Annotated in this window: 14 protein-coding genes; 7 read left to right on the plus strand and 7 right to left on the minus strand. The window is 57.6% G+C overall.

The genetic code is table 11. The features are described 5' to 3' along the window. Positions 1 to 83 precede the first annotated feature (83 nt). Positions 84 to 797 (plus strand): transcriptional repressor LexA, encoded by a 714-nt coding sequence (lexA, locus tag DDE77_RS10510; protein ID WP_108397423.1) that lies wholly within the window; start codon positions 84 to 86, stop codon positions 795 to 797. A 65-nt stretch (positions 798 to 862) separates the two neighbouring features. Here the strand turns inward: lexA and DDE77_RS10515 are convergent, their stop codons facing one another. After that, the gene (locus tag DDE77_RS10515) at positions 863 to 2,674 is read right to left on the minus strand and encodes an IlvD/Edd family dehydratase (RefSeq protein ID WP_108397424.1); all 1,812 of its coding nucleotides are present in this window, start codon (positions 2,672 to 2,674) and stop codon (positions 863 to 865) included. A 274-nt stretch (positions 2,675 to 2,948) separates the two neighbouring features. On the opposite strand from DDE77_RS10515, the gene DDE77_RS10520 reads away from it, so the two are divergent. Genes DDE77_RS10520 through DDE77_RS10535 form a run of 4 tightly spaced genes read left to right on the plus strand, consistent with a single transcriptional unit; the run spans position 2,949 to position 7,311 of the window. Continuing rightward, positions 2,949 to 3,848 carry a 2-dehydro-3-deoxygalactonokinase gene (locus DDE77_RS10520; RefSeq protein ID WP_245895172.1) on the plus strand — a complete coding sequence of 300 codons (900 nt, stop codon included), beginning with the start codon at positions 2,949 to 2,951 and terminating at the stop codon, positions 3,846 to 3,848. A gap of 9 nt (positions 3,849 to 3,857) precedes the next feature. Further along, positions 3,858 to 4,469 (plus strand): 2-dehydro-3-deoxy-6-phosphogalactonate aldolase, encoded by a 612-nt coding sequence (locus tag DDE77_RS10525; protein WP_108397426.1) that lies wholly within the window; start codon positions 3,858 to 3,860, stop codon positions 4,467 to 4,469. Then, the gene (locus tag DDE77_RS10530) at positions 4,466 to 5,344 is read left to right on the plus strand and encodes an SMP-30/gluconolactonase/LRE family protein (RefSeq protein ID WP_108397427.1); all 879 of its coding nucleotides are present in this window, start codon (positions 4,466 to 4,468) and stop codon (positions 5,342 to 5,344) included. The genes DDE77_RS10525 and DDE77_RS10530 overlap by 4 nt, the downstream gene beginning before the upstream one ends. A gap of 8 nt (positions 5,345 to 5,352) precedes the next feature. Further along, positions 5,353 to 7,311: a beta-galactosidase gene (locus DDE77_RS10535; protein ID WP_108397428.1), complete on the plus strand. Its 1,959-nt coding sequence runs from the start codon at positions 5,353 to 5,355 to the stop codon at positions 7,309 to 7,311. On the opposite strand, the gene DDE77_RS10540 is transcribed toward DDE77_RS10535, so the two are convergent. Beyond that, on the minus strand, positions 7,280 to 9,427 hold the full coding sequence (locus tag DDE77_RS10540) for a ComEC/Rec2 family competence protein (protein ID WP_157959768.1): 2,148 nt from the start codon (positions 9,425 to 9,427) through the stop codon (positions 7,280 to 7,282). The genes DDE77_RS10535 and DDE77_RS10540 overlap by 32 nt on opposite strands. 77 nt (positions 9,428 to 9,504) lie before the next feature. Between DDE77_RS10540 and gltX the strand changes: the two genes are divergently transcribed. Next, positions 9,505 to 10,923, plus strand: coding sequence for a glutamate--tRNA ligase (gene gltX / locus DDE77_RS10545; protein WP_108397430.1), 1,419 nt, complete (start codon positions 9,505 to 9,507; stop codon positions 10,921 to 10,923). A gap of 150 nt (positions 10,924 to 11,073) precedes the next feature. Further along, complete coding sequence (gene gltA, locus DDE77_RS10550) at positions 11,074 to 12,363, plus strand: citrate synthase (RefSeq protein WP_108397431.1); 1,290 nt, start codon at positions 11,074 to 11,076, stop codon at positions 12,361 to 12,363. Here the strand turns inward: gltA and DDE77_RS10555 are convergent. The 5 genes from DDE77_RS10555 to bamA all read right to left on the minus strand — a co-directional run bounded on the left by DDE77_RS10555 (position 12,339) and on the right by bamA (position 18,028). Further along, complete coding sequence (locus DDE77_RS10555) at positions 12,339 to 13,484, minus strand: lipid-A-disaccharide synthase (protein ID WP_157959769.1); 1,146 nt, start codon at positions 13,482 to 13,484, stop codon at positions 12,339 to 12,341. The genes gltA and DDE77_RS10555 overlap by 25 nt on opposite strands. A 44-nt stretch (positions 13,485 to 13,528) precedes the next feature. Continuing rightward, on the minus strand, positions 13,529 to 14,341 hold the full coding sequence (gene lpxA / locus DDE77_RS10560; protein ID WP_108397433.1) for an acyl-ACP--UDP-N-acetylglucosamine O-acyltransferase: 813 nt from the start codon (positions 14,339 to 14,341) through the stop codon (positions 13,529 to 13,531). Next, positions 14,338 to 14,814: a 3-hydroxyacyl-ACP dehydratase FabZ gene (gene fabZ, locus DDE77_RS10565; RefSeq protein ID WP_108397434.1), complete on the minus strand. Its 477-nt coding sequence runs from the start codon at positions 14,812 to 14,814 to the stop codon at positions 14,338 to 14,340. Before fabZ ends, lpxA begins: the two co-directional genes overlap by 4 nt. Continuing rightward, a complete protein-coding gene (lpxD, locus tag DDE77_RS10570) occupies positions 14,811 to 15,833 on the minus strand; it encodes a UDP-3-O-(3-hydroxymyristoyl)glucosamine N-acyltransferase (protein WP_108397435.1) in 1,023 nt (340 codons plus the stop codon). The genes fabZ and lpxD overlap by 4 nt, the downstream gene beginning before the upstream one ends. 71 nt (positions 15,834 to 15,904) lie before the next feature. Then, positions 15,905 to 18,028, minus strand: coding sequence for an outer membrane protein assembly factor BamA (gene bamA / locus DDE77_RS10575; protein ID WP_157959770.1), 2,124 nt, complete (start codon positions 18,026 to 18,028; stop codon positions 15,905 to 15,907). Between the last annotated feature and the right edge of the window lie 23 nt (positions 18,029 to 18,051).

Raw genomic sequence — 18,051 nt, forward strand, 5'->3', positions numbered from 1 at the left:
GCCTGCATTGCAGATGTTGCAGAACATAACTGGAACACATATAGTCGTTCTGCCTATGTTCCGATTCTCCTCTTGAGGGCCTAATGCTCACGCGCAAACAACACGAGCTGCTTATGTTCATCCATGAAAGGATGAAAGAGAGCGGCATTCCCCCCTCATTTGACGAGATGAAGGACGCGCTAGATCTTGCGTCCAAATCAGGCATTCACCGGTTGATTACAGCCTTGGAGGAGCGCGGCTTTATCCGCCGTCTGCCGAACCGGGCACGGGCTCTTGAGGTAGTCAAGCTGCCAGACTCCATGAATCCGGCCCTGGGTGGGCGCAAGGCCAAGTTCGAACCTTCAGTAATCGAAGGCAATCTGGGCAAGGTCGCCTCTCCTCCTGCACGCGTTTCGGCCGTCGAGGATTATGCCAGACCGGTGTCTATCCCGGTCATGGGGCGAATTGCGGCGGGTACGCCGATCGAGGCAATTCAGACACATTCCCATACGATCCTGGTTCCGCCGGAAATGCTTGGTTCTGGTGAGCACTATGCGCTTGAGGTGCGCGGCGACTCCATGATCGACGCAGGCATCTTTGATCAGGACACAGTGTTGATTAAGAAGCAGGATCAGGCGAGCACTGGCGACATTGTTGTTGCGCTCGTTGATGATGAGGAAGCCACGTTGAAGCGTTTGCGGCGCAAGGGTAATACTGTGGCGCTAGAGGCTGCCAACCCTGCCTACGAGACGCGAATTTTTCCACCGGATCGGGTCAAAGTACAGGGTCGCCTTGTGGGGCTTCTGCGCAAGTACTGATCTATTCAACAGACAAAGTCATAGGCACGTATAAGAAGGCCCGCTGGTAAAGCGGGCCTTTGTTTTTAGTGGTTATCGCGCGGAACGCCGTAGGTCTGGGCAATACGCTGGTATTTCTCGGCCGGCTTGAGGATAGCGCCCTCGCCGAGCTGGCCAACCAGTCCGCGCTGGATCTCCTGCCAAGGAGTCTGGTGCTTTGGGAATTTGTATCCGCCCGATGATTCCAGATCCTGACGTCGCGCAGCAATCTCTTCATCCGAAATGAGGATGTTCGCTTCGCCCCTGTTCAGGTCAATCCGGACGCGATCGCCAGTGCGCAAGATTGCCAGATTGCCGCCGGCTGCAGCCTCAGGCGAGGCATTCAGTATAGAAGGCGAGCCGGACGTACCTGACTGGCGGCCGTCGCCAATACAGGCGAGCGCATGGATCCCCTTTTTGATCAGGTAGTCAGGTGGCCGCATATTCACAACTTCCGCCGCACCTGGGTAACCGATCGGCCCGGCGCCGCGCATGAACAGCAGGGTGTTCTCATCGATCTCCAGAGAAGGATCATCGATCCGGTGGTGGTAGTCTTCCGGTCCATCGAAGACCACGGCCTTGCCCTCGAACATGCCGGGATGTTGAGGGTCGTTAAGGTAGCGGTCGCGGAACTCGGTGGAGATCACGCTGGTCTTCATGATAGCGTTGTCGAAAAGATTGCCGCGCAACACGATGAAGCCCGCATCGGTCTTAAGCGGATTATCGAAGCGCCGGATGACCCGCTCATCCTGGATCGTGGTGTTTCGGCAGTTCTCGCCGATAGTCTTGCCGTTTGCGGTCGGTGCGTCTTCGCGAATGAGGCCCTGGCTCATCAACTCGTTGACTACAGCCGGGACGCCGCCAGCGTGGTAATAGTCTTCGCCAAGAAATTCACCAGCAGGCTGCAGGTTGACGAGCAGCGGGACCTTGTGACCATAGGTCTGGAAGTCCTGCAGATCGAGTTCAACGCCGATGTGCTTGGCAATGGCCTGAATGTGAATCGGGGCGTTTGTGGACCCGCCGATAGCAGAATTGACCACAATCGTGTTGATGAAGTTGTCCTTGGTCAGGATATCAGACGGCTTTAGGTCTTCGTGGACCATATCCACAATGCGCTTGCCGGTGCGGTACGCCATTTCCTGGCGATCGCGGTAAGGTGCAGGAATGGCGGCCGATCCCGGCAATTGCATGCCGAGGGCTTCGGCAAGCGAGTTCATGGTGGTCGCCGTGCCCATCGTGTTGCAATAGCCAGTCGACGGTGCGGACGAAGCTACGAGTTCAATGAACTGGGCGTAGTCGATTTCACCGGCCGCCATCATCTGGCGGGCTTTCCAGACGATCGTGCCGGACCCGGTGCGCTCCCCTTTGTGCCAGCCATTCAGCATGGGGCCGACCGAAAGAGCAATGGCAGGGATGTTGACGGTTGCGGCGCCCATCAGCATGGCTGGAGTGGTCTTGTCGCAGCCGATGGTGAGGACGACGCCATCCAATGGATAGCCGTAGAGAACTTCTACCAATCCAAGATAGGCCAGGTTGCGATCGAGGCCCGCTGTCGGGCGCTTTCCGGTTTCCTGAATAGGGTGTACCGGGAATTCGATTGCAATTCCGCCAGCTTCTCGGATGCCTTCCTTCACGCGCTCGGCCAGTACGATATGGTGCCGATTGCATGGAGACAGGTCGGAGCCGGTCTGGGCAATGCCGATGATCGGCTTGTCGGACTGCAACTCTTCGCGCGACACGCCGAAGTTCATATAGCGTTCTAGATAGAGCGCCGTCATATCCGGATTTTCGGGGTTGTCGAACCAAGCCCGAGATCTCAGCTTCTTGGGATCGGAGCTCTCATCGTTACCTGCAGTCATGTCATTTTCCTCATGAGGTGCGGCGCAAGCAAGGCCGCGTTTGGACTCGTTCTAACATGGCTATGCCTAGAGGAAACGGGGGTAGCTGAAAAAATCATACAATTAAATTGTCCGAGTTTCGCCTGTTCCAGAAGAACCATTGTTCGTAACGGAACAAGGAGATGACTTTGCGACTTCGACCGAGATAATCGGGCTGGCTCTAGCGTCGAGCAATGATTAGGGTTTCGCGACTCGAACAAGGGCGGGGGAACGCGTGAGCAGCGCATTGGATTGGGTGGCCGTTGATTGGGGCACCTCGAATTTGCGGGCCTGGGGCATAGCGGCCGAGGGCGATGTTCTTTGGGAGAAAACGTCTCCCAAGGGAATGGGAAAGCTTTCCCGCAACGAGTACCCGGATGCGCTACTCGAAGTTCTCGTTGGTGCGGCCCATGAGCAATCGCGCCAGTTAGACGTGGTGATCTGTGGCATGGCGGGGGCAAAGCAGGGCTGGCTAGAGGCGCCCTATTTGGAAGCACCGACCGATCTGCGCGGCCTCCTAGATGGTGCGGTTCGCCCGTCCGTTCCCGGGAGCCATGTAGCAGCTACGATTCTGCCAGGCGTGTGCCAGAGGGCGGGTGATGACAATGTGATGCGAGGCGAGGAGACCCAACTCCTAGGTTTAGCGTCCCTTCATCCAGGGTTTGCCGGGCTTGTTTGCATGCCGGGAACTCATTCTAAGTGGGCACATCTGGCCGGCACGAGGATCGAACATTTTTCTACTGCGATGACCGGGGAGATGTTCGAAGTGCTGCGACTGCACTCTGTGTTGCGCCACTCACTATCGGGGGAGTTAAATGGGCCAGGACGCAAGGATGGCTTTGCTGCTGGCGCTGCAGATGGATTGGAGCGTCCGGAGCACTTGCTTGGCATGCTGTTCCGCATCCGGGCAGGATCCCTTCTGTCCGATCGTCAGCCGGATTGGTGCGCCGGTTATCTTTCGGGCCTACTAATTGGAACCGAAATCGCCAGCAATCGTCATCTTATTGGAGACACCCCTGTTCCTCTTATCGGATCGCCCGTGTTGTGTGATCTCTACCAGAAAGTTTTGGGCATGATCGGCATCAAGGGTGAACCGCAGGATGCTACCCAAACAGTGTTGGCCGGCCTTCGGGCAGCACGCAGTTTCGCTGCATAGGAATTTCCCATGAACCACCGCCACCTCATCGCCATTCTGCGCGGAATTACGCCTGGCGAAACGATTGCCGTTTGCGAGGCGCTGATTGCTGCCGGCATTACGATGATCGAAGTACCCCTCAATTCGCCTGATGCATTTACGAGTATTGCATCTGCCTCCGACAGTTTCGGAGACAGGGCAGATATTGGCGCGGGAACTGTGCTGAGTAAGAAGCAGGTTTGGGCCGTAGCTGATGCGGGAGGAACGTTTATCGTATCGCCTGATACAAACCGATCGGTAATCGAGGAAACCGTTCGTATTCAGCTGCATTCCTATCCCGGCGTGTTTACCCCAACCGATGCTTTCCGAGCCATCAAGGCCGGCGCCACAGGGCTCAAATTCTTCCCGGCTGAAGTTCTTGGACCCAAGGGCATCAAGGCGATGAAGGCTGTTTTGCCTCCTGAAATCCCCTTGTATGCCGTAGGTGGCGCCAACCCCGACAACTTCGCGGAGTATCTTGCTGCGGGCTGTTCTGGTTTCGGGCTGGGTACATACATCTATAAGCCAGGCATGAGCGCGGAGCAGGTGTCGGAACGCGCCGTTGCCGCTGTTGCAGCCTACGATGCAGGGAAGTCAGTATGACTGAGACGGCGCAGCTTATTTTCGATTGCAAGTGCCAACTTGGGGAAGGACCTATCTGGCATCCCGGCAGGCAGCAATTGTTCTTTTTTGACATAAACGAGCAGATCCTGAATGCCGTGAATGCGAATGGTGAATTGGTGGACCAATGGCTGTTCAACGAGACCATGGCTGCGGCCGGCATAGTGGATGACGATACGCTGGTGCTCTTCAGTGAGTTCGGCCTCAAAGGCTTCCAGATTTCGACCGGCGGTATCGCACCAGTTCATGCAATTGAAGCCGATAACAACCGTACACGCAGCAATGACAGCCGGGTGCACCCGTCCGGCGCATTTTGGCTCGGCACCATGGACAACACCGAAGCCGAAGAGGCGATCGGGGCGCTCTATCATTTCCGCTCGGGCATTTTAACCAAGCTCAAGTCAGAGGTGCGGGTGCCGAACGCTACTTGCTTCTCTCCGGACGGCCGCACGGCTTACTGGACCGACACGCCGAGCAAGAAGATCCTCAAGGTAGCGACGGATCCATCAACCGGAATGCCAATTGGCGAATGGTCGGTCTTTGCCGATGTGAGTGATGGCGGTGGCTATCCTGATGGTGCCGTGGTGGACAGCGAGGGCTTTCTCTGGAACGCCAAATGGGGTGGCGGCTGCGTTGTCCGACATGCGCCAGATGGAAGTGTTGACCGTATCATCGAAGTTCCGGTGAGCCAGGTGACGTGCCCGGCCTTCGGCGGCGCAGATCTCAAAACGCTGTTTATCACCACCGCGGCCAAAAACTTGAGCGAGGAGCAACTTGCCGCAGAGAAAGTCGCTGGTGGCCTGTTCGCTATTGACGTTGATGTTTCTGGTCAGTCCGAGCCGCTTTTCCAACTTTGAGACTTCTCATGACCACCCCTGCCCTCGGCGTTTGCTACTATCCGGAACATTGGCCTGAGGCATGGTGGGAGCGGGACGCCGCCCGCATGGCCGAGGTGGGCATTTCATTTGTCCGCATTGGTGAGTTCGCCTGGAGCAAGCTTGAGCCAAGCCCGGGTGAACTCAGATTCGAGTGGATCATCCGGGCTATGGATGTTCTCGGCAGACACGGGCTCAAGGTTATCTTCGGAACGCCCACGGCCACTCCGCCGCGCTGGATGGTGGATAAGCATCCTGACATGCTTCCGATTGGCCGGGACGGACGACGCAAAGGCTTCGGCTCGCGCCGGCACTATGACTTTTCACATTTGGGCTATCGCGAAGAAGCTGCCCGCATCACGCGACTGCTCGCAGACGCCGTCGGTGACCACCCTGCCCTAAGCGGCTGGCAAACCGATAATGAATATGGCTGTCACGGAACGACATATTCCTACTCACCCGCGGCAAGAGAAGGGTTTCAGCGGTGGTTGAGAGAGAAATACGGCTCCATCGAGGCCCTCAATGAAGCCTGGGGCAATGTATTCTGGTCCATGGAATACAACAGCTTTGAACAGATCGAGCTGCCGAACCTGCTCGTGTGCGACCCCGCGCCCGCTCACGATCTTGATTTCAGACGCTACACATCGGACCAGGTCGCAGCGTTCAACAAGGTGCAGTACGACATCCTCAAAGCCAAGCGCCCTGACCTTCCCGTGATCCACAATTTCATGGCGGGCTATACCGAGTTCGACCACTACGATGTCGCAAAGACCCTGGACGTCGCGAGTTGGGATGCCTATCCGCTCGGCCATTTGGCCACAGGCGCCGAGACTGACGACATCAAACGCCAGTATATGCGGCAGGGTGAGCCCGATTATCAGGCGTTTCACCACGACCTTTACCGCGGCGTAGGCCATGACCGCATGTGGATCATGGAACAACAACCAGGCCCAGTGAACTGGGCCGACTTCAATCCTGACCCGCTGCCGGGCATGCCCCGGCTATGGGCCTGGGAGGCTTTTGCCCATGGCGCAGAAGTTGTTTCCTATTTTCGCTGGCGACAGGCGCCGTTCGCGCAGGAGCAAATGCATGCGGGTCTGCTTCGCCCGGATAACGAGCCTGCGCCGGCCTATTTCGATGCTCAACAGGTCGCCCAGGAGGTCAAAGCCATAGGCATTGGCGGCGCCGCTGCCAGAGGACGCGTCGCGATTGTTTTTGATTACCAAAGCGAATGGGCCTGGGATATTCAGCCCCAAGCTAAGGGCTTTAGCCACAGCGCACATGTGCGTGCTCTATACGCGGCGTTCCGTAAGCATGGTGTCGATGTCGATATTGTTTCTCCTCATAGCACCAGTTTCGAAGGCTATAGCATCGTCGCCATACCAGCTCTGTTTGCATGGACGGAATCGCTCCGGTCCGCTGTTGAGAACTTCGACGGCCATCTGCTGATCGGTCCGCGTTCTGGTTCAAAAACCGAGAACTTCTCTATTCCATCGCGCCTCGCTCCCAATTTGCCCAGTAACCTGCTGGATGCCAAGGTCATCAGAATCGACAGTTTAGACCCGGCCGCTGAAGTTGAGGTGACCGGTAGCGGAGCTGTGCGGCTCTGGCGCGAGCGCATCGAAACCAGGGCCAAGGTTGTGATCCAGGACGTCGAGGGTTGGCCAGTCTTGCTACGGCAAGGAAAGCTTCACTATCTTGGAGCCAGCGGAACCAAGGCCCTGGTCCAGCGCGTAGTGGATCATCTGATCGCCGAAGCCGGCGTGCCGGTGATCGAGTTGCCGGCCGGTGTTCGTTGCCGCGTTCGTGGCGGGTTCAGAGTTTACGTGAACTACAGTAACACTGCGGCACCGCTTAACCTCGCTGCAGACGAAGCTGAGTATGTGCTGGGTTCAGGGGAGATCCCCCCTGCCGGTGTTACCGTGGCGCGACTCTCCAGGGCCGAGTGACATTTGGAATAGCGGTGCGCAGCTTGAACTGATGGATTGACTGGTCCCAAGCCAGCCAATGCACACCGCCGGTTTGCAGATCATCGGCGTCGATGATCTGCTTGTTGTGGCAGGTATGAGGTGCCCGCATCCGCGTAATGAGTAGGTCGTGCAGACCGCAGTCCTCTGCGAAGGCGGCGGCGTTCTTCACCACGGCTATGGAAAACTGCTCTGTATTCGCAATGCATCCAAGGTTGTCGCACCGGGCGTCGGGAGACGATGCGTTGATCTCTTTCTGGTAGTGCTGGCTCCACACATCTACAGCGAAGCTTCCTGTTTTTCCTGTGATCAACCCCATATTATCGCCAGAGCGCAGCGCTACAGCTTGCGTCGAGTCTGCAATCAGCAAATCCGGGCGCTGATCAAAGCCGAACAGCAAAATAAGAGGCAATGCCAGCGCCGGTCCTAAAAAGCGCCACCAGTTGTTCAGGAAGGCAAACCAAGCCAGTGCGGCAACGCCAATCACAAGTGAAGTGCCAATCAACAGCGGATTGCCTGCGAGGCCCTCGCTCCATCGAGAGACTAGCGCAGCGCCATCCACCATGCGATCGATTCCCCAGCCCATGATCTGGAGGAACACTCCTTCCATACTGAACGGCATTGCAAGCACAGATAGCAATGCAAAGGGCATAATCACGAGGCTGACGACGGGAAGAACCAGAACGTTGCCGATGACGCCCAAGGGGGCGGTCTGTTGAAAGTGATAGGCAGAGAATAGAAGGGTCGCTGTTCCCGCGATGAGGCTGGTAAGAGCTGTGCCCCAGACCGTAGATACAGTCCGTCGCATCCAATTAGTCTGCTTTTCAGTGGCCCTGCGCGGAAGCTCGTATGTGCCGATCAGGCCGACGACGGCGGCGAAAGACAGTTGAAAGCTGGGGCGGAAGACGCTCGAGGGGTCGATCGCAATTATGAGAAGTGCCGCTATGGCGACGTTTCGCATCGTCAGAGCGCGTCGACCTGCTAGCACCGCGCCGAAGATGAGTGCGAGCATAAGAGCGGAGCGGAACGCGGGCACGTTTGAAAAGCCCCCAGCCAACGCCAGGTACCCTATGGCAGCAGTCAGCCCAAAGCATGCTGCGATCTTCTTGATCGGCAAGCGGCGGGCACTGATTGGCAGAGCGGCAAGGCCGAGGCGCACCAACCAGAACATACCGCCGGCAACGATGGAAAGATGGAGCCCCGAGATGGAGTAGATGTGCGCCAAGCCCGAAGTGGCCATCAATTCGCGCGTTTCGTCAGTGATGGCGCTCTGGTTGCCAACCACCATGGCTCGACCAATGGCTGCGGATGATCCTTCCAGGACAGAGGCGATCCGTCGGCCGATAGCTGCCCGTGCATCTTCTATCCAACTCGCAGGAGTCATACTTGCCGCGCGAGCGGCGAGCGCAAAATCTCTGGTTATGGTTCCATAAGCGCCAATACCTGAGAAATAAGAATGAAACTGCCCGTCATAAGCCCCGGGCAGGATAGGTCCCGGCACCGGCACAAGCCGCATGGAGCCGCTGATAACGTCACCCGATCGCAGGAGAGGTTCGGCTGGAGCAACTATACGGGCCATTCTGATCGGAGGCACTCGATCATCCGAGACCGCTTTGAAGCCGTAGACGACTATCCGCTGCCCATCTGGATTGGCAGACAGAACTTCAGCGATTTTGGCTTCGAACGCGCCATAGGCGGGCCGCGCCAACATATTAGTGCCAAAGGCCCAGCCGTGAAAAGAAAGTAGACAAAAGCCAACCCAAAAGGCCGAGGCAATGAAAACACCAGGCAGCAGAGGTGAGCGGTGGAGCAGTACCAAGGTTAGGCAGAGCGTCAGACCGACGGCTGCCTGCGCGATAGGGTCCGGCTCAAACGGCAGCTGAGCATAGACCATCATCCCAAAGATCATGGCGAAGGGTAAAAGCACAAAGCTGCGACGGCTGTCCCGCGCGGCAGCAATGGCGTCCGCGAGGCTCGCAAGTAAGCCGCGCTTCTTGTGAGCAGCAAGCGGGCGTCGCGCCGACCCAGGCGACGCAAATTGTAGTCCGGTCTTGAACCCGACTCCTGCCTGGCGCTCGCTTGTTTGCGTCTCCTGCAACTGGCCAGCCCCCGCCCTTGCGCTCGTGCCCTTCTATGCTACACACGACAACCAAACTATCCAGATATTCCGGTCATATGTCCCAAGTTGTCACTCGTTTCGCCCCATCGCCCACTGGCTATCTGCACATTGGCGGTGCCCGTACTGCCCTGTTCAGCTGGGCCTATGCGAAGAACAAGGGCGGCAAGATGTTGCTGCGCATCGAGGATACGGACCGGGAACGATCAACCGAGGCGGCGGTCGTGGCCCTGATCGATGGCCTGAAATGGCTTGGTCTGGACTGGGACGGCGAGCCGATCAGCCAGTTCGGACGAGCCGCTCGTCATGCTGAAGTGGCCCACGAATTGGTGAAGGCAGGCCACGCCTACTACTGCTATTGCTCGCCTGCCGAACTGGACCAAATGCGCGAAGAAGCCCGCGCTGCCGGCAAGCCCCCTCGGTACAATGGCTATTGGCGCGATCGCGACGTAAGCGAAGCGCCGGAAGGCGTCGCGCCTGTTATCCGCATCAAGGCCCCGCTCACCGGGGACATCGTCGTTGATGACCATGTGCAGGGTAAGGTCGTTTTCAAGAGCGAGAATCTGGACGACTTCATCATTCTTCGCTCGGACGGCACACCGACCTACATGCACGCCGTTGTGGTCGATGACCATGACATGGGCGTCACCCACATCATTCGCGGGGACGACCACCTGACCAATGCGGCGCGCCAGATTGTGATTTATAATGCGATGGGCTGGACTGTGCCGGAGATGGCTCATATCCCGCTGATTCATGGGCCCGACGGTGCAAAGCTCAGCAAGCGGCATGGTGCGTTAGGCGTCGAAGCCTACCGGCAAATGGGCTATCTGCCCGAAGCACTGCGCAACTATCTAGCTCGCCTTGGTTGGAGCCATGGCGACGAGGAGATATTCTCAACGGAGCAGATGGTGGAGTGGTTCAGCCTCGACGGGCTCAACAAAGGTGCCGCCCGTTTCGATTTTGTGAAGCTCGAAAGCATCAACGGTCACTACATCCGAGAAGCCAAGCCCGAATATCTTCATGATTTGATGCTCTCCACAGCCGAAGAAGTTGGGCGCCAGGCCGATGTTGATGGTCTCGCTGGGCATAAGGACACGGTACTCAGTGCCCTTCCTGAGTTGCAGCCGCGCGCAAAAACTGTCTTGGAACTGATTGACCTGGCACAGTTCATTTATGCGTCTAGGCCGCTCGCTATTGATGCTGCTGCGTCGGCTTTGTTGACCAGCGAATCTCGTTCGGTTCTCGGCGAAATGGCGGAGACCTTGCGAGGTCTCAACGAGTGGTCCGTTACTGCAATTGATGCTGCAATGCGTTCCCTTGCCGAAGCCAAGGGTTTGAAGCTGGGAAAACTTGCTCAGCCCCTTCGCGCCGCGCTCACCGGCAGGACAGTTTCTCCTGGCATATTCGAGGTTATGGTGTTGATCGGAAGGGAAGAAAGCATGGCGCGTCTAGAGGATCAGATTGGCACTGTCTAGTGCTATCCTGAGGGCAAGTCTTGCCAGCCCATTGATTGCTTCGGGCGGGTAAAAGCGATACCTGTCCCATGCAGTCTCCACTGCCAATTTCTGGCCCCAACCCATGCGAGCTCCTTTCTTTGGGGTCTTGGGGCCTTCGAGGAGAGCTAAATGACCGACAAAGTCGCCAAACTCGTCATCGGGGACCAGACTCACGAATTTCCAGTGCTGTCCGGAACGGTGGGGCCGGATGTGATCGACATCCGATCTTTGTATTCCAAGACCGGCATGTTCACCTACGATCCGGGATTCACCTCGACAGCCGCCTGCGACAGCGCAATCACCTATATCGATGGCGACAAGGGCGAGTTGCTATACCGCGGCTATCCGATCGACCAATTGTCCGAAAAAAGCACCTATATCGAGGTGTGCTATCTGCTGCTTTATGGAGAGCTACCCAACAAGCAGCAGCTCGCTGAGTTCAATGAGCTGGTTACTCGGCACACCATGGTGCATGAACAGATGCACTATTTCTATCGCGGCTTCCGTCGCGACGCTCATCCCATGGCCATCATGACGGGTGTTGTTGGCGCGATGGCCGCCTTTTACCACGACTCGACCGATATTACCGACCCGCAGCAGCGTGAGATCGCCTCGATCCGCATGATTGCCAAGATGCCGACAATTGCGGCGATGGCGTATAAGTACTCGGTCGGTCAGCCCTTTGTGTATCCACGCAATGATCTGGATTACGCGTCCAATTTCCTTCACATGTGCTTTTCGGTGCCGGCGGAGCCCTATCAGGTAAACCCGACCATCGCCAAGGCAATGGACCTGATTTTTACCCTGCATGCCGACCACGAGCAGAATGCTTCTACGTCTACCGTGCGGCTGGCTGGCTCTTCGGATGCAAATCCCTTCGCCTGTATTGCAGCCGGCGTTGCGTGCCTTTGGGGTCCCGCTCATGGCGGTGCCAATGAGGCGGCTCTCAACATGCTCAAGGAAATCGGCACGGTCGACCGCATTCCCGAGTACATTGCGCGCGCCAAGGACAAGAGCGACAGCTTCAAGCTGATGGGCTTTGGCCATCGCGTGTACAAGAACTTCGATCCACGTGCCACCGTGATGCAGCGGACGGCCAAGGAAGTTCTAGACCTTCTTGGCGTTCATAATAACCCCACCCTGCAGGTTGCGCAGGAACTGGAGAAGATCGCTCTCGAGGACCCTTATTTCATCGAGCGCAAGCTTTATCCAAACGTCGACTTCTACTCAGGTATCATCCTTGAGGCCATCGGCTTCCCCACTTCCATGTTCACCGTGCTCTTCTCTGTCGCCCGTACGGTTGGCTGGATCAGTCAGTGGAAGGAAATGATCGCAGATCCGCAGAAGAAGATCGGTCGTCCGCGCCAGCTCTATGATGGAGCGCCGGCACGGGATTATCTGGACGTGAGCTCGCGCTGACGCCAGTAGCTCAGGACCCGGTCTGCCGGGTCCTGACGCGGATGATCGGCTTCGCCATTTCCCATCAAATGCACCAGCTCGCCGAAGGCCGTTACCTGGTCTTGGCGGGCTTTTTCGTTATCCAGAAGGCTACGCACAGCCGCCGCAAGCGCATCAGCATTCGCTGGCGACTGGATCAGCTCGGGTACAGAGTCTCGATGTAGCACGATGTTCGGCAGAGAGACGTGAGGGCGGCCAATGCGCTCGAACTCTCGTGCCTGATGGCTCTCCATGACATAGTTGACCACCATGGGCACTTTGCCAAAGGCGAGTTCCAACGTTGCGGTGCCCGACACGGCTAATGCGAGCACTGCGCGGTTATACAGTTGCGCCCGAGCAGCACGATCTGGAACAATCTCCACGGGAACTGGCCAATTCGCTACTTCTGCTTGCAAGCGATTGGCTAGGCGCGGCAAGGTCGGGATAGCGAAGCCTGCAACCGCGGGATGGCCAGACAGCCGCTGCGCGACCTCGCGGAACAACGGCAAGTGCCGGCGCAGTTCACCGTCTCGGCTGCCAGGCAGCAGAAGCAGCGTCCCTTTCTGATTGGCAGTTGTTCGATCGAGTGCCTCGGCAATAGCCGGGTGGCCGACATAGCTTGTCCGGGGCCCTTCGAGTTTAGCCATGATCGCGGGCTCGAATGGCAGCACAGCGAGGATTTCATCGAATAGCGGCTTCAACTTAGCGGCACGTTGCGGCGCGCGAGCCCAGACCGTGGGCGCTACATAAAGCAAGAGGGTGCCTTGGAAGCCGGCCGCCTTGAGGCGCTTGGCGAGGAGCTTGGAAAAATCCTGCGCGTCTACCAGGACGACGATGTCGGGACGACCTTTGACTATGGCTCTGGCTGTCTGCCGTATGCGCCAAAGCAGCAGTGGCAAGCGCATCAGCACGTCGGTAATTCCCATAACGGCAAGGTCGCTCATCGGAAACAAGGACCGCAGGCCCTGTGCCTGCAGTTCGTCTCCGCCTACGCCAGCCAAGGCCAGCGGAACACGCTGCTTTAAACGAGCAACGAGATCGGCCGCGATGCGGTCCCCGGACGGCTCGCCTGCCAGAATGAATAGTTTAAGCGGGTCAACCATGATTGCCACTCCGGTTTCGCCTGCAAAAGCCTGCCGAAACCAGTTCAATCAGCTTGGGCGTTGCTGCTGTGTGGCAACAAGATAGGGCGTTCAGATGAAGCGGTGATAAAAGATACGACGTTCTGCACAAGCACATCGTTCTTGAATAGACCTGCTGCGTCTTCGACACGCTCGCGCAACGTTCCTTCGCTAGCGAAGATCATGCGATAGGCTGCACGCAGGCGGTGAATGGCCTCGCGATCAAACTTGTGCCGCTTGAGGCCAACAAGGTTCAAGCCGGTCAGGGACGCACGATTTCCAACGGCCATTCCGTAGGGGATGATGTCGCCATCTACCATAGAGTGCGCTCCAACGAACGCATGAGCACCGACGCGTGTGAACTGGTGAACCACTGAACTGCCGCCAAAGATTACATTGTCACCGATCTGGCAGTGACCAGCGATACCAACGTAATTTGCCATTATAACGTTGTTGCCGATGATCGCATCATGGGCCACATGGGCGCTAGCCATGATCAGGCAGTCATTGCCGATCTGGGTCAGCATGCCGCCCGATTCTGTGCCCGGATTGAGCGTCGCGGCTTCCCTGATGGTGCAGCGCTCGCCAATAACGAGGCGAGATGCCTCCCCGTGATATTTCCGATCCTGCGGCCGATGACCGATCGAAGCGAATGGATAAATGTTTGTGTCGGCGCCGATTTCGGTATGGCCCTCGACAACCACATGGGAAACCAGTTCCACCCGCGCGTGCAGAACCACATTATCGCCAACAATGCAGAAGGGGCCGATCTTTACGCCCTCCCCTAGCTTGGCATTGGGCGATACGATCGCTGTCGGGTGGACGTTGGCGTCGCTCACGAATTTGCCTCGATGATCATCGCGGTGATTTCGGCCTCAGCGATCATCGTTCCGTCAACGATAGCTTCAGCCTTGTAGCGCCCAACATTGCGCCGACGATGAATCTTCGCGATGTGAAACTCGATCACGTCACCAGGGCCAGCAGGCTTCCGGAACTTCGCCTTGTCGACGCCCAACATCAGAACGACGTTCTTCTTACCGACGCCTGAGTCGTGCTTGATGACGATGGCACCAGCTGTCTGAGCCATACCTTCAATAATGAGGACACCCGGGAAGATCGGGTTTTCGGGGAAGTGCCCCTGAAAGATGGGTTCATTGTAGGTTACGTTTTTGACGCCAACCGCGCTTTCATCGCCATTGATCCTAATGATCTTGTCGATCATCAGAAATGGGTAGCGGTGAGGCAGCGATTTGAGAATCTCGGCAAGGCTCATCGCTGTGAGTTCGCCGCTCTCGATCATGCTGTCGTTCATCCCCGCTTGTCCCCCTTGGCCAATTTTCGCGTTGTGGCGAGTTCCCGCCAAAAATCTCTTATATCCTGCGCCGGAGCTCCGGCAAGTTTTGAACCAGCGGGCCAGTCCTTAGTCACAGCTGCTCGGCCGTGCACGACTGAGCCGGCGCCGATTGTCAGATGCCCGGATGTACCGACGCCGCCGCCAAGAAGGACACCATCTTCAAGCACGGTGGTCCCAGATAGGCCAGACATGGCGGCCACAAGACAGTTCCGTCCGATGCGGCAATTGTGCCCGATTTGAACCAGATTATCGATCTTGGTGCCCTCGCCAATCATCGTATCGCCTAGGGCGCCTCGGTCGATCGTGGAATTGGCGCCAATCTCCACGCCATCCTGAATCAGCACGCGTCCGAGCTGCGGAACCTTCCGGTTCGCGCGTCCGAAATCGAGCCATCCGAATCCCTCGGTGCCGATGCGTACGCCGGAGTGAATCACGACCTCATTGCCGATGTGGCTGCAGTCTATGGTGCAGTTTGCCCCGATGATGCAGTTCCGCCCAATCGTCACGCCCGCGCCGATGACGGTGTTTGCGCCGATGATCGTGCCGCGCCCGATCTCCACCCCTGCCCCAACAACTACGTTGGAGCCGATTGAGACGTCGCGCTCCAGGATGGGTGCGCCTAGATCTTCTCGATTGGAGGCGATGACTGAGCGCGTACTGTCCGGATAAAGCAGATCAAGAATGTCAGCGAAGAGGTGATGCGGCTTGTCCGTGACTATGGGCGCGCTGGATTTTGGCAGATGCTCAAGCAAGGCGGGCAGGATCACAACAACGCCAGCCGATGTCGCCTTCAGCTGTTCGACGTAGTCCGTGTGCGCGGCAAGCGCAATTTCAGATGAGCTGGCCAAGTCAAGGTCGGTGGCGCCTTCAATCATCAAGTCTAAAGAAGGCGGCAGGAGATCGCCCCGGCCGAGACTCGAGAGAATAGCACCGATCGTGAAAGGGCCGGCAAAGCGGTGGAAGCGAGTGTCGACCATGGTGTCACTTAAATGGATTGAGCCGCGGCGCTACCGCCCCGCGGCTCAATAACTGTTTCAAGCTCTAAAGACTAGAGCAAGGTCTGGAGCGACAGCTGGAAGACCTGCGTCCGGTCAGCCGTCGACTTGTTCAAGACGTGAGCGAAGTCACCACGCAGCGGACCGAATGGCGAATCCCAGATCAGGGACGCGCCGATCGATGCACGCAGCGGGTCATCCTGGCTAGCAGGATCAAGCGGAACCGAGCCGATGTTTGGCAACTCATCAACCCAGCCAGCGTCCGCCCAGAGCGCACCGCTCAAGCCGTAGTTCTCCGGCACAACCGGGATCGGGAACAACAGTTCAGCAGAGACACCGGCGTACATTGTCGCGCCGAGGAACTCGCCGCTCTCAAGGCGCGGACCGAAACCACGGCCTTCAAAGCCGCGGACCAGCTGCGACCCTGGCGAGAATGCCTCAACCGCATGGACGCCGTCGCCGCTCAGATCGTTGATCACGCCAGCCTGGGCGCGAACGCTACCGACGATCCCACTATCTTCGAGCAGCGGCACGAAGTAACGGGCACGCGCCTCCGACTTGATCAAGCTGTGGTCCCAGCCGATATATTGCTGGGTGAACGTGGCGTAGAGACCAGTGGTTGGCTTCTTGACGTCATCGACGCCATTCCACGTAAGAGTGTACCCAGCGAACGCCTTGTAGAACTCGTCTCCATCATTGACCAGCGACGATTCTCGTTCCGGATTGCCTTCCTCGTCAGAGATAAGCTTGCGCTCAGCACCGGCAAAGATCGTGGCGGACAAATCTTCGGTGATCGGCACGCCAAAGCGCAACTGACCGCCCGTCGACTGCGAGCCGTAGAAGCTGCGGCTAGTCTCGTCATTGATGCGGTGATAGGCGTCAACACCGGCCGAAACCTTCAAGCCCATGAAACGAGGCTCGGTGAACGAGAAGTCAAAGGTGCGGCCGGACTCAGAGGCGCCAATAGCAGCGCGCAAGAACTGGCCACGACCGAGGAAGTTACGCTCGGTCAAGGACACCTCGCCCAGGATACCGTCTGCGGTCGAATAGCCGGCGCTCGCACCGTATTCGCCCGTCGACGTTTCCGTAACGGCAATATTGATGACGACCTTGTCCGGGGAAGAACCAGGAGCCGTCGTGATATTCACAGCCGAGAAATAGCCGAGATCGTTGATCTCGCCGCGGCCGCGGACAATGAGTGCACGGTTGAAGGGGTCGCCTTCAGCAAATTCCAATTCGCGGCGGATAACGAAATCGCGGGTCTTGGTGTTACCCGTGATGTTGATGCGCTCGACATAGACGCGCGGGCCCTCATCAACCAGATAGGTGACGTTGAAGCGCCCGTTGGTGGCGTCGCGATCAAGGCGCGCACGAACGTCTGCGAAGGAGTAGCCCTGAGTTGTAGCCTCGTAGGCCATGTCCTCGATCGTGCCCTGCAGATCGGAGATGGAGTAGTTGCGTCCTTCAGCCGTCTGTACGGTTCCACGCAGCGCATCCGTGTTAAGGCCAGCGATGCTGGTCTCGATGCCCACGCCGCCGAACTCGTACTTCTGGCCTTCGTTGATCGTGAAGTTGATGAAGTAGGCGTTGCGGGCAGCATCATACTGCGCAACTGCGTTCACCTGCGCATCAGGATAGCCGCGGTTGGCGTAATACAGACGCACACGCTCGCGATCGACCGCCAGCTTCTGCTCGTCATAGGTGTCATCCTTGAACAGCCAGCTGAGGAAACCGGTTTCCTTGGTCAGCAGAGTGCTCTTAAGGTTGCCAGAGCCAATGGCGTTATTGCCAGTGAAATTGATCGCAGCAATACCCGCGCGCTCGCCTTCATTGACAACAAACGTAACGCGAATACGGCCATCTGCCGTTTGCTCGGTACGGGCAGTAACGCCAACACCAAGGAACCCGTCGCGATCATATGCCTGACGAATGCTTTCGATGTCCGCAGCAAGACGCTGCTGCGTGAAAACGCCGGACGCGGACACATCCACCATCGCCAGCAGTTGAGCATCTGAGAAGCGGCGATTGCCTTCGAAAAGCACAGAGCCCACCAGCTGCTCCTGCGCCTGAGCAGTCGCAACGCCAAGAAGCGGAAGGCTGGTACCGGCAAGCGGTGCAGCACCGATCACGGCCAGAGCCAAAATCGCGCCACGCGTCTGCTTATTGGGATGGATCATATTTTTATTGCCTTCTGCGACCA

The sequence above is a fragment of the Devosia submarina genome (assembly GCF_003056345.1).
In the GTDB taxonomy this organism is placed as follows: domain Bacteria; phylum Pseudomonadota; class Alphaproteobacteria; order Rhizobiales; family Devosiaceae; genus Devosia; species Devosia submarina.